Origin of the sequence: Lentzea sp. NBC_00516, from assembly GCF_036346835.1 — a bacterium.
Lineage (GTDB): Bacteria > Actinomycetota > Actinomycetes > Mycobacteriales > Pseudonocardiaceae > Lentzea > Lentzea sokolovensis.
Window position 1 is genome coordinate 2986656 of sequence record NZ_CP107840.1, and the last position, 12296, is coordinate 2998951.

Here is a 12296-nt window from a genome sequence, read left to right on the forward strand (position 1 = left end):
CGTCAGCTCCTAGTGGGCCACGGCGGCGGCGCCGTGCTCGTCGACGAGAGCGCCCGTGGTGAAGCGCTCCAGGGTGAACGGCTCGTTGAACGGGTGCGGCTTGTCGTGGGCGATGGTGTGCGCGAAGCAGTCGCCGACACCGGGGGTGGCCTTGAACCCGCCGGTTCCCCAGCCGCAGTTCAGGTACAGCCCGCCCACCGGCGTGAGGCCGACGATCGGCGAGGCGTCCGGGCTGACGTCGACGATGCCCGCCCACGTCCGCAGCAGGTGCGCGCGGGCGAAGATCGGGAACAGCTCCAGCGCCGCCGACATCTGCTGCTCGATGATGTGGAACGAACCCCGCTGCCCGTAACCGTTGTAGCTGTCGATGCCGGCGCCCATCACCAGTTCTCCCTTGTGCGCCTGGGAGACGTAGACGTGCACGGCGTTCGACATCACGACGGTCGGGTGCACGGGCTCCAGCAGCTCGGACACCAAGGCCTGCAACGGATGCGAGGCGAGCGGAAGGCGCAGGCCGACCATCTTCGCGAGCACCGAGCTGTGCCCGGCGGCGCACAACGCGACCTTGCCGGCGGCGATCCGGCCGCGAGACGTTTGCACGGCCGTGATCCGGCCGCTCGAGGTCTCCAGCCCGGTGACCTCGCAGTTCTGGATGAGATCAACGCCCATCGCGTGCGCGGCCCGCGCGTAGCCCCACGCCACGTAGTCGTGCTTCGCGATGCCCGCGCGCGGCTGGTAGGTCGCGCCCAGCACCGGGTAGCGGACGTCCGGCGAGGTGTTGACGATCGGGCAGATCTCCTTGACCCCGGCGGGATCCACCCACTCCGCGTCGATGCCGTTGAGCCGGTTGGCGTTGACCCGCCGGACGCTGTCGCGCACGTCCTGCAGGCTGTGGGCCAGGTTCAGCACACCGCGCTGGTCGAACAGGATCGGGTAGCCGAGGTCCTCCTCCAAGCCCTCCCACAGCTTCAGCGAGTGCTCGTAGATGCCGGAGCTCTCGTCCCACAGGTAGTTCGACCGGATGATCGTGGTGTTGCGGGCCATGTTGCCGCCCGCGAGCCAGCCCTTCTCGAGCACCGCGACGTTCGTGATGCCGTGGACCTTCGCGAGGTAGTAGGCGGTGGCCAGTCCGTGCCCTCCGCCGCCGACGATCACGACGTCGTAGGAGGCCTTCGGTTCCGGGTTGTCCCAGAGGAAGTCCGGGTGCTCGGGCAGATGTGCTCCGGGCGGGCTGGTCATTGCGACGCCTCCAGCGAAATCATCTGGTCGACTACTGGTATATCAGTCTGTGCAGTACCGTAGGTCACATGAACGCACGGGTCAACGACGAGCCCGCCTCCGTCTCACTCACCGAACAGGCCTACGCCGTGCTGCGCGATCGCCTGGTCATGCTGGAGATCAAGCCGGGCGAGCCCATCAACGAGGACAGGCTGCGCACCGAACTCGGCGTCGGCCGCACCCCGATCCGCGAAGCGTTGAAACGACTCGAGCAGGAACGGCTCGTCGTCGCCTTCCCGCGCCGCGGCACGTTCGCCACCGACGTGAACATCTCCGACCTCTCGCACATCTCCGAGGTGCGCAGGACCCTGGAACCCCTCGCCGCGGCCGCCTCCGCCGAACGCGCCACGGCTGCGGACAGGACCGCGCTCACCGAACTGCGCTCGCGGCTCGACACCGCGCCTTCCGGCGACAACATCGAGCTGCTGCGCACCGACGTCGGTGTGCACCGCGCCATCTACGGGTGCGTGCACAACCCGTTCCTGGAAGACACCCTGATCTCGTACGACAACCTGGCCACCCGGATCTGGTGCGTCTTCCTGCCGCGACTGTCCGGAATGGCCGGTCACGTCGACGAGCACGTGCCCCTCCTCACCGCGATCATCGAGGGCGACGCCAAGAAGGCGAGCGAACTCGCCTCGCAGCACGTCATCGGTTTCGAACAGGCGATCAGGGCGTTGATCTGACCTCTTCGGCGGTCGTCTCGCAGCAGCTGAGCAGGTGACCGACGTGGGACGCCAGCCCTGCCCGCGAACTCCCGACACTCCTCCTTCACCTTCAGGCCTGTGCATTTCGCCTAGTGCAGCAAGAGAAGACGCTGCGGTAACGGTGTCGCGACCTGAAGTCGCCACACCTGACGGAATGCCTTGATCACAGCGGCGGTCGTCGTCTTCGACGTCACCCTGCCGAACTGGCCGGCGAGGGAGGTCTCGTCGGCGCCGTGACGAAGAGGGCCGGTAGCTGCCCCACGGTGTAGTCCCCGCTGGGCGGGACCATCACCAACCGGGTGCACGTAGTGATACCGGCTGGTGCCTTGTGGTTCTGGCGCGTAAGCCTTCTACCACCGTTTCGGCGACGTGGCCTCCTGCACCCAGCGGTGGAACTCGCCGATGTGATGTTCGGAGGGAACCAGCACGCCGCCGTTCCGGTAGGCCCGCGACGACATCGCGGGCTGGCACCGTTCGCACGCGTCGAAGTCCTGCTCGTTGACGCGGTGGAAGAGCTCGACGGACCGCGACACGTCCTTGCCGGTGGCGACGACGTCCTTGGCGTAGAGCCAGTCGCACTCGACGATCGTGCGGTCGGCGGCCATCGGGAACATCCGGTGGATGATCACGTGGTCCGGCACGAGGTTGATGAACACCTGCGGCCGCACGGTGATCGCGTAGTACCGGCGGTCCTGCTCGGCGTCCACTCCGGACAGGTTCTCGAAGCCCTCGCTGCCGTCGATGGTGAAGCCCTTGATCTCCTCGCCGAACACCGCGCCGTGCCCGACGTAGTACTGCGCCGCGTAGCCGTCCGCGAACTCCGGCAGGACCTCCGTGAGCTCGGGGTGGATGGTGGCGCAGTGGTAGCACTCCATGAAGTTCTCGATGATGAGCTTCCAGTTGGCCTTGACGTCGTAGGTGATCCGGCGGCCCAGGTCGAGTTCGCTGACCTGGTAGTTGCCGATCGCGTCGAGGTTGCCCAGCCGCTCGCGGACGTCCTGCTGCACGGTCTCCTCGAACGACGCCGGCTCGTCGGCCAGCGACAGCCAGGCGTAACCGAGCCATTCTCTCAAATGCACGGGCTTCAGGCCGTACTCGACGCGGTCGATGTCCGGCATCGACGTGAGGTTCGGCGCGGCGACCAGCTTGCCGTCGAGGCCGTAGGTCCAGGCGTGGTACGGGCACTGGAAGTTCCGCTTGACGGTGCCGGTCTCCTCGACGCACAGCTTGGCGCCGCGGTGCCGGCAGATGTTGAGGAACGCACGCAACGAGCCGTCGCGCGACCGGGTCACGAGCACGCTCTCGCGTCCGATCTGGACGGTGCGGAAGTTGCCGGCGTCCGGGAGATCGGCGCTGCGGACCGCGCAGAACCACATCCGCTCGAAGATGTTCTCCTGCTCCAGCGCGAAGATCGCCGGATCGGTGTAGGTGCTGCCGGGCAACGTGGGGATGAGGCTGGACGGCAGTTCGGTCTGGGTCATGAGCGGATCCGCTTCATCTCGGGGTCGAACAGCGGTTCGGACGACACGACGGCCTGGACGCGTTCGCCGAAGTACTCGATCTCGACCGGAGTTCCCTCCACCGCGACCTCTGCGGGCAACCAGGCGTAGGCGATGTTCTTGCCGATCGAGTAACCGCGGGCCGCGCTGGTCACGTACCCGACCGGCAGGCCACCGGCGAACACCGGCTCGGAACCCATGACGACCTGGTAGTCGTCGTCGATGATCAGGCAGGTGAGCTTGCGAACGGCCGTCTCCTCGGAACGACCCTCCAACGCCCTGCGGCCGTGGAAGTAGCCCTTGTTCATGCGGACCGCGAAACCCAGCCCCGCCTCGTACGGGTCGTGCTCGGTGGTCACGTCGGCGCCCCACGAGCGGTAGCCCTTCTCCAGCCTCATGCTGGTGAACGCGCTGCGACCGGCGGCGATGACCCCGTGCTGCTGACCGGCTTCCCAGAGCGTGTCCCACAAACGACGCCCCATGTCGGCCGTGGTGTAGAGCTCCCAACCGAGTTCGCCGACGTACGACAGGCGCATCGCGGTGACCGGCACTTCGCCGATGAAGGCCTCCTGCGCCTTGAAGTACCCCATGGCCTGGTGCGAGAAGTCCGTGCGGGTCAACGGTTGCAGGAGGTTGCGGGCCTCAGGTCCCCACAGGCCGATGCAACAGGTGCCCGGGGTGATGTCCGAGATGTGCACGCCACCGTTGGGCGGCATGCGCCGGCGCAGCCAGTCGAGGTCGAGCGGGCCGTTCGCGCCGACCTGGAACCGGTTCTGGCCGAGCCTGGCGATCGTCAGGTCGCTGCGCACTCCCCCGTCCTCGTTGAGCAGCAACGTGTACACCACCGCGCCCGGCTTGCGGTCGAGCTGGTTGGTGGTCATGGTCTGCAGGAACGTCAACGCCTCCGGGCCGCTGACCTCCAGTCGCTTCAACGCGGTCATGTCGAACATCGCGACCCGCTTGCGGGCGACGAGGGCCTCGGCGCCGGCGATCGGCGACCAGAACCGGGACGCCCACTCGTTGCGTTCCGGGATCTCCGCGACCTCGGGCAGCGACGCGTTGGCCTCGTACCAGTGCGGACGTTCCCAGCCCGACGCCTCCAGGAACACCGCGCCGAGTTCCTTCTGCCGCTCGTAGAACGGGCTGGTGCGCAACGGTCGCGGGCGTTCGGCGGGCTGCAGCGGGTGCAGGACGTCGTAGACCTCGACGAACGCCCGGCAGCTGCGTTCGTGCACGTAGCCGGGTGAGCGCTGGACGTCCTCGAACCGGTTGAGGTCGCAGCCGTGCAGGTCGATGTCCGGCTGCCCGTCCACCAGCCACTCGGCCATCGCCTTCGCGACACCGGCGGAGTGCGTGATCCACACGGCCTCGGCGACCCAGAAGCCCTGCAGTCCCGGGTGTTCGCCGAGCAGCGGGTTGCCGTCCGGGGTGAAGGAGAACAGGCCGTTGACGCCCTCCTCGACCTTCGAGTCGCCGAGGGCCGGCAGCAGGTCGACGGCGGCGTCCCAGGAGGTCTCGAAGTCCTCCGGGGTGAACGCGATCTCGGACGGCATGGTCGGCGCCACGTCGAAGTCGAGGATGTCGTCGGCCGAGATCGGCATCGGCCGGTGCCCGTACGCGCCGATGCCGATGCGGTCGACGTGCTCGCGGAAGTACAGGTCGGCGTCCTGGTGGCGCAGCAACGGCTTCGACATCTCGGACAGTTCCGTGTTGACGCCCTTGAGAGCGGGCAACGGAGCTGTCTTCGCGTACTGGTGGGCCATCGGGACGAGCGGGATGTCGAGGTCGACCATCCGCCCGATCCGCGGGCCCCACATGCCGACGCAGGACACGACGATGTCGGCGGCGAACGTGTCGTGCTCGGTGACGACGGCCTTGACCCGGCGCCCGTTGCGTTCGATGCCGGTGACCTTGTGGTGCGCCAGGAACTTCGCGCCGCGCTCCATCGCCCTGCGTGCCTGTGCCTCGGCGGCCCTGAGCGGTTTCGCGATGCCGTCGCTCGGGATGTGAAAGCCGCCGAGGATCTTCGACGGGTCGAGCAACGGGTGCAGCCGCGCGCACTCCTCCGGATCGCGCAGGTAGCTCTCGACGCCCCACGACGTGGCCCAGCCGTGGCGGCGCTTGATGTCCGTCCAGCGTTCCGGGGTGGTGGCGACCTCCAGCCCGCCGAGCTGCTGGAAGCACCACTTGTCGTCCATCGTCAGCGCCGTGTACTTCTCGACGGTGTACCGGGCGAACGAGGTCATCGTCTTGCAGCCGGTGGTCTGGAAGACCAGGCCCGGCGCGTGCGAGCTCGACCCGCCCGTGGCGAACAGCGGTCCCTGTTCGAGCACGGTGATGTCGGTCCATCCACGTGCGGTGAGTTCGTCGGCGAGCGCGCATCCGACGATGCCCGCGCCGATGAGCACGACTCTCGGCTGGGTCACAGGACCACCACCGAGCGCAGGACGCGGCCGTGGTGCATGTCCTCGAACGCCTTCTCGACGTCGCCCAGCCCGATCGTCTCCGAGACGAACGCGCCGAGGTCGAGCCTGCCCTGCAGGTACAGGTCGATCAGCATCGGGAAGTCGCGGCTGGGCAGGCAGTCGCCGTACCAGGACGACTTCACCGCGCCGCCGCGGGAGAACACGTCGATCAACGGCAGCTCGAGCTTCATGTCCGGGGTCGGCACACCGACGAGCACGGCGAGGCCGGCGTGGTCACGGGCGTAGAACGCCTGCTGGAAGGTCTCGGGGCGGCCGACCGCGTCGATCACGACGTCGGCGCCGTTGCCCTCGGTGAGCTCGCGGATCGTCTCGACGACGTCCTGCTCGCGGGCGTTGATCGTGTGCGTGGCACCGAACCGCTCGGCCCACCGCAGTTTCGTGTCGTCGAGGTCGACGGCGATGATCGTGCGCGCCCCCGCCAGCCGGGCTCCCAGGATCGCCGCGTCACCGACGCCGCCGCAACCGAGCACGGCCACGCTGTCGCCGCGCGTGACGCCGCCGGTGTTGATCGCGGCGCCGAGGCCCGCCATCACGCCGCAGCCGAGCAGGCCCGCGACCTCCGCCGGCGCCTTGGGGTTCACCTTCGTGCATTGTCCACTGTGGACGAGCGTCTTCTCGGCGAACGCGCCGATGCCCAGCGCGGGCGACAGCGGTGTGCCGTCGGCGAGCGTCATGGGCTGCGTGGCGTTGTGGGTGTTGAAGCAGTACTGGGGCCGGCCGCGCAGGCAGGAGCGGCACGAACCGCACACCGCGCGCCAGTTCAGGATCACGAAGTCGCCGGGTTCCAGATCGGTGACGCCCTCGCCGACCGCTTCGACGATGCCCGCGGCCTCGTGCCCGAGCAGGAACGGGAACTCGTCGTTGATCCCGCCCTCCCGGTAGTGCAGGTCGGTGTGGCACACCCCGCACGCCTGCACCTTCACCAGCGCCTCGCCCGGACCGGGATCCGGCACGAGGATCGTCTCCACCGAGACCTTGGCTCCGCGCCCCGCCGCCACGACACCCTTGACCGCATGTGCCACTTCGTTCGCTCCTGTCGGCGAGTTCCGTAATACGCAACGCAGTTCGCATTATGCAACTAGCGGCATCACGGTGCGGCCCGCCGGAGCCGTTGTCAAGACCTTGTCGCACGGACGGAGGCACCCGGAACGGCAACGAGCCCCCGGCCGTGACCGAGGGCTCGCTGTGCGTGAACGTCTTTCACAGCACGGAATGCCCCATTCGGACGGAAAGGTCGCGCGACGCCACCCGCAGCTCCTCGACGATCTCCGGCATGCGCTTCTGCGAGAGCCGGTAGGCCGGACCGGCGGCGCTGATCGCCGCCACGACGTCGCCGTGCGAACCGAACACCGGCACCGCGACCGCGTGCAGACCGGCCTCCAGCTCCTCCATGCAGGTCGCGAACCCGTCCTCGGCCGTGCGTTGCAGCACGCACCGCAACTTCACGGGATCAGTGATCGTGCGCGGGGCACAGGGCTCCAGATCGCCCGACAGCAGGCGGTCCTGGTCGTCGGCCGACGCGGCGGCGAGCAGGACCTTGCCGCTCGACGTGGCGTGCAACGGCGTGCGCTGGCCGACCCAGTTCTGCGCCGCCACCGCGGAACCGCCCCGCGCCTGGCTCACGTTCAGCGCGACGCCGCTGTCGAGGATCGCGATGTTGACGGTCTCGCCCAGCCGGTCCGCGAGCTCCGTGCAGACCGGGCCGCCCACCCGGACGTAGTCGAGCTGCCCGGTCACCGCGCCCGCGAACCGGAGCATGCCGAGGCCGATCCGGAACGGGCCGCGTTCGCCGTCCTGCTCCACGAGGTCACGGGCCTGAAGCGTGTAAACGAGTCTGGACGCGGAGGACTTGTGCACGCCGAGCTCGGCGGCGATCTCGGTGATCCCCGCTTCCCCGTTGCGGGCCAGCAGCTCCAGCACCGCCACCGCCCGATCGACCGATTGCACCAGCGCCGTGTCGCGCGCCTCCCCGTTGTTGCTCATTACGCAACCGTAACTGTGTTGTGAACGAGTAACCAGCACAGGCAGGGCGTTGCCGCCGGAGGAAGCGCCGGGGCGCCTGCGACGGCGCCCGCATTGGCGTCTTGACGCGGCATCCGTTCTGGCTCATTCTGCTGTTGCGTATCGCACATCCAGTTCCGTAATACGCAACGGAGGGGTTCGAGATGATCACCGCTTGCGCCGTGGCCGACCTGCCCGTGGGCGAATCCGTGCGTCTGGATGGCGACCCGGCGATCGCCGTCTTCAACGCGGACGGCGAGTTCTACGCGATCGACGACACCTGCAGTCACCAGGACGCGTCGCTGTCCGAGGGCTGGCTGGAGGGTTGCTTCGTCGAGTGCCCGCTGCACGCGGCGAGCTTCGACCTGCGCACCGGTGTCCCGACGTGCCTGCCGGCCAAGAGGGCGGTGCGCACGTACCCGGTCGTCGTGCAGGACGGCGTGATCTACGTGGACACGGGCAGCCGCGAGGCCGTGGCGTGATCGACGGGTTGCTCGCCATGAACAACGCCAAGCCGTCCGGCCGCCGGCTCACCACCCCCGTGTCATAGGCAGTCGAGCAGAGCGGCCATGCGCTTCTCCAGGTGCGGCCGGACGTCGTAGCCGGTGAAGATCCACGGCGAGCGCTTCTCCATGCCCGCCAGCACCATCTCGCCCACGGCGTCGATGCCGGGTCCGCTCTTCAGGAACGCCGCGACGGCGGGCACGTAGTCGTCCCGCAACGCGACGGCGGCGTGCGAAGCGCTGGTGTTGGCGACGATGTCCGTGTCGACCGGTCCCGGGCACAGGACGCTGACGTCGACGCCGTGCTCGGCCACGTTCAGGCGCAGCGACTCGGACAGGCCGACGACGGCGAACTTGGCCGTCGCGTACAGCAGGTTCGGGTCCGACACGAGCCCGGCGACCGACGCGGTGTTCACGACGTAGCCGGTCCGGCGTTCGAGCATGCGCGGGAGGAACGCCTGGATCCCGTTGATCACGCCGGTCAGGTTCACGGCGAGGGCCAGGTCCCACTTGTCGTAGGTCAGCTCGGTGACGGCGGCGTGCGGCACGATGCCGGCGTTGTTGAACAGCAGGTCCACCGGTCCCAGCGCGCGTTCGGCCTGCTCCGCGACCTGGTCGAACGTCTCCCTGTCGCGCACGTCCAGCCGATACGTCTTCACGGCCGTCACCTGGGACAGCTCTTCTTCGGCGCGGGCCAGTGACTCCTCGTCGACGTCGGCCAGCGCGAGGCTCACACCCCGGTGCGCGAGCGCCCTCGCGATGCCCAAGCCGATCCCCCTGGCTCCGCCGGTGACGAAGGCGGCCGAGCCCGTCCAGTTCCGCATGGGAACACCTCCCTATGTTGATCTGATGACACTATGTTGGTCAACACAGTAGCCTGCTCAGCATGCATCCAATGCCTTTACGCGAGGTCCTCTCCGCCGGCGGCCGTGCCACCGTCGGCGTCCTGGTCGGCCTGCAGGTCCTGGACAGCGTCGACAACGTGATGTTCGTGGTCTTCGCGCCCGAGATCCGCGAGTCGCTCGGCATCAGCACCTCGGCCATCGGCGTCGTCGGCGCCCTGGCCGCGGTGATGGTCGCTCTCGCCGCACTCCCGCTCGGCCTGCTGGGCGACCGGCACCGCCGCACGACGATCGCGGGCGTCGCCACCCTCGCCTGGGCCGCGGCCGCCGGAGTCCTGGGGACGGTCCAGAACCTCTGGCAGGCCGCCGCGGTCCGGGTGATCGCGGGCGTCGGCAAGGCCAACGAGGGCCCGATCCAGTCGTCGCTGCTGGTCGACGCCTACCCGGCGGCCGGGCGAGGGCGGGTGCTCGGGCTGCACCGCGGCGGGCAACCGCTCGGCATCGTCACCGGTCCCCTGCTGGCGGCGGCCTTCGCGGCGTTCATCCCCGACGAGCACGAGGCCTGGCGCTGGGCGTTCGCCTTCCTCGCCGTGCCCGCGTTGCTGCTCGGCCTGGCCGCGCTGCGCCTGCCCGAACCGGTCCGGAAGCACGCCACGACGACACCACGCGACGCGCTGAACAGCGTGAGGAAGATCCGCACGGTCGTGCGAGTCGTGGTCGCGCTCGGCGCGTTCGGCATGTGCGTGACGACGGTGCCGATCTACATGAACGTCATCCTCGAAGAACAGTTCGGGCAGAACGCGATGGCTCGCGGCCTCATCACCTCGGCCTGCGCGATCGGCGGGCTCCTCGGCGCGGCGCTCGGCGGGTCCTTGAGCGACAAGCTGTTCCGGCGCAGCCCCCAGGCGTGCCTGCACCTCGCGGCCGGAGCGCTCTCCGTGCTGGGCATCGGGTTCGCGGTGCAGGCGTACGCGCCGGACATCACCACCTACGTGGCCGTCGGGATGGTCGTCCAGGCGATGACGTTCGCGGGCATCGTTCCGCTGAGCCTGGTCGTGGCCTCGGTGACGCCGAAGGAGTTCCGGGCGACGGCGTTCGCGCTGATCGGCGTCTGCACGGCGGTGGTCGGCGGGCTCGGCGGCGCGGCGCTCACCGGCGTGGCGGCGTGGTTGTGGGACGAGCAGACCGCGGTCGCCCTGGTGGCGCCCGTCGCCTCGATCGTGGCGGGCCTGGTGCTGGCCGGGACCGCTCGGCACGTGCCGCACGACCTCGCCGGGGTCGTACGATGATCGCCGTGAACTCCCCTGGGCCGCGCCGGATCGACGAGATCGGCGACGAGAGCCGCCGCCGCATCCTGGACGCCGCCGAGGAGCTCTTCGCCGAACGCGGGTTCGACCGCACGTCCTTTGTGGACATCGCGAAGCGATCGGGCATCAGCCGCGGTTCCATCCCGTGGCACTTCAAGAACAAGGACGGCCTCGTGATGGCCGTGGTGGAACGCGTGGTCGGGCGGATCTGGCCGGCCGAGCGCTACGAGTCCGTGCCGTCGCTGACCGAGGTGTTCGCCGAGACGGCCGAACTGCTCAGGAGCGGCAACTCCGCGCTGGTGTTCATGATCCTGGTCGAGGCGCTGAGCGACCGAGGTGTCGTGCAGGAGCAGTACCGGGAGTTCTTCGCCCGGCGGCGCGAGGGCATCGAGACCCTGCTGCGCCTGCACCGCCCGGCCACGGCCGATCCGGAGAAGGCCGCCGAGCAGGAGCGCACCGCCGCCGTGGCACTGAACGGCGCGCTCCTCGGCATCCACCTGCAGGCACTCGTCGATCCTGAGAAGGTCGACCTCGACGCGGCACTGGTGTCGATCGCGACCATGTTCGACCGGAACCTCGCCGACGTCTGGCGCTAGCGCCGCAGCCGGTCGAGGATCAGATCGATGTCGGCCTCCGAGGTGCGGTGGTTGGTGACGCAGGCGCGGACGCCCCGTTTTCCTGCCACCACAACGGGTCCGAGCAGCGCGACGTTCTCGGCGGCCAGCGTTTCGAGTAGTTTCGCGTGCTCCTCGGGCGAAGCGCCGTCCACCTGGAAGCACACGGCGGTCAGGGTCACGGGAGCCAGCAAGGTGAGTCCGGGCGTCGCCGTGATACCGGCGCCCAACCGCCGCGCCAGTTCGAGAGTCCGCTCGTTCGCCTCTCGGAACGCCGAAACACCGAACGCCTGCAGCGCGCTCCACACCTTGAAAGCCTTGAAGTTGCGGGAAAGCTGCGGCCCGTAGTCCATGTAGTCGGTCATCAACGGGTCATCGGCGATCGTCAGGTACGAGGAGTCGAACGCGTGGGCGTCGCGCAGCTTCGAGCCGTCGCGGACGAGCAGGCAGCCCGCCTCCAGCGAGGCGAACAGCAGCTTGTGCGGGTCGAGCGTGATCGAGTCGGCCCGGGCACAGCCACCCATCAGGCCGCGCATCTGTTCTGACAGCAGGAAAAGCGCACCGTAGGCACCGTCGACGTGCAGCCACAGGTCCTGCTCGGCGCACAGGTCGGCGATCGCGTCGATCGGATCGACCGAGCCCGTCGACACCGTGCCGCAGGTCGCGACGACGCACCACGGTTGCAGACCGTCGGCGCGGTCTTGCGCGATGGCCTTGCGCAGAGCCGAAACGTCCATGCGGTGCAACGAATCCGTGGCGATGTGGCGGACGTTGTCCAGGCCGATGCCGAGGATCGCGGCGGCCTTGTCGACGCTGCGGTGCGCCTCGACGGAGGTGTAGACGACCAACGGCGCCGCGTCGCGCTGCAGTCCGGTGGCGTGGAACCCGGGCACCCGGTCGTGCAGCGCCGTGGCCAACGCCTGGAGCGTCGCGAGCGAACCACCACCGGTCAGGATTCCCTTGGAGCCAGAGGGAAAGCCGACGACCGAGGCCAGCCACTCCAGCACGGAGCGTTCGACGACACTGGCCGCCGGGGACAGTTGCCAGAAGTTGCAGTTC

At 68.9% G+C, this 12296-nt stretch carries 11 protein-coding genes; 4 read left to right on the top strand and 7 right to left on the bottom strand.

Annotated features, from left to right (window positions below):
- Nucleotides 1-9: 9 nt before the first annotated feature.
- On the bottom strand, nt 10-1239 hold the full coding sequence (locus OG205_RS13400) for a sarcosine oxidase subunit beta family protein (protein WP_330276554.1): 1230 nt from the start codon (nt 1237-1239) through the stop codon (nt 10-12).
- Nucleotides 1240-1307: 68 nt separating this feature from the next.
- On the opposite strand from OG205_RS13400, the gene OG205_RS13405 reads away from it, so the two are divergent.
- Complete coding sequence (locus tag OG205_RS13405; RefSeq protein ID WP_330276555.1) at nt 1308-1964, top strand: GntR family transcriptional regulator; 657 nt, start codon at nt 1308-1310, stop codon at nt 1962-1964.
- 371 nt (nt 1965-2335) lie between these two features.
- Here OG205_RS13405 and OG205_RS13410 read toward each other — a convergent pair whose 3' ends face one another.
- The 4 genes from OG205_RS13410 to OG205_RS13425 all read right to left on the bottom strand — a co-directional run bounded on the left by OG205_RS13410 (nt 2336) and on the right by OG205_RS13425 (nt 7953).
- Nucleotides 2336-3466: an aromatic ring-hydroxylating oxygenase subunit alpha gene (locus OG205_RS13410; protein WP_330276556.1), complete on the bottom strand. Its 1131-nt coding sequence runs from the start codon at nt 3464-3466 to the stop codon at nt 2336-2338.
- A complete protein-coding gene (locus OG205_RS13415; RefSeq protein WP_330276557.1) occupies nt 3463-5910 on the bottom strand; it encodes a GcvT family protein in 2448 nt (815 codons plus the stop codon). Before OG205_RS13415 ends, OG205_RS13410 begins: the two co-directional genes overlap by 4 nt.
- Nucleotides 5907-6992, bottom strand: coding sequence for an S-(hydroxymethyl)mycothiol dehydrogenase (locus tag OG205_RS13420; RefSeq protein ID WP_330276558.1), 1086 nt, complete (start codon nt 6990-6992; stop codon nt 5907-5909). The genes OG205_RS13415 and OG205_RS13420 overlap by 4 nt, the downstream gene beginning before the upstream one ends.
- Nucleotides 6993-7170: 178 nt before the next feature.
- A complete protein-coding gene (locus tag OG205_RS13425) occupies nt 7171-7953 on the bottom strand; it encodes an IclR family transcriptional regulator (protein ID WP_330276559.1) in 783 nt (260 codons plus the stop codon).
- 182 nt (nt 7954-8135) lie between these two features.
- Between OG205_RS13425 and OG205_RS13430 the strand changes: the two genes are divergently transcribed.
- On the top strand, nt 8136-8453 hold the full coding sequence (locus OG205_RS13430; RefSeq protein ID WP_330276560.1) for a bifunctional 3-phenylpropionate/cinnamic acid dioxygenase ferredoxin subunit: 318 nt from the start codon (nt 8136-8138) through the stop codon (nt 8451-8453).
- Between the two features lie 62 nt (nt 8454-8515).
- Here OG205_RS13430 and OG205_RS13435 read toward each other — a convergent pair whose 3' ends face one another.
- Entirely contained in the window at nt 8516-9298 is a 783-nt protein-coding gene (locus OG205_RS13435; protein WP_330276561.1) for an SDR family NAD(P)-dependent oxidoreductase, read from the bottom strand.
- Between the two features lie 71 nt (nt 9299-9369).
- Between OG205_RS13435 and OG205_RS13440 the strand changes: the two genes are divergently transcribed.
- Nucleotides 9370-10605 (top strand): MFS transporter, encoded by a 1236-nt coding sequence (locus OG205_RS13440; protein ID WP_330276562.1) that lies wholly within the window; start codon nt 9370-9372, stop codon nt 10603-10605.
- A gap of 5 nt (nt 10606-10610) precedes the next feature.
- A complete protein-coding gene (locus OG205_RS13445; protein ID WP_330276563.1) occupies nt 10611-11219 on the top strand; it encodes a TetR/AcrR family transcriptional regulator in 609 nt (202 codons plus the stop codon).
- Here OG205_RS13445 and OG205_RS13450 read toward each other — a convergent pair.
- Complete coding sequence (locus OG205_RS13450; protein ID WP_330278159.1) at nt 11216-12277, bottom strand: pyridoxal phosphate-dependent decarboxylase family protein; 1062 nt, start codon at nt 12275-12277, stop codon at nt 11216-11218. The genes OG205_RS13445 and OG205_RS13450 overlap by 4 nt on opposite strands.
- Between the last annotated feature and the right edge of the window lie 19 nt (nt 12278-12296).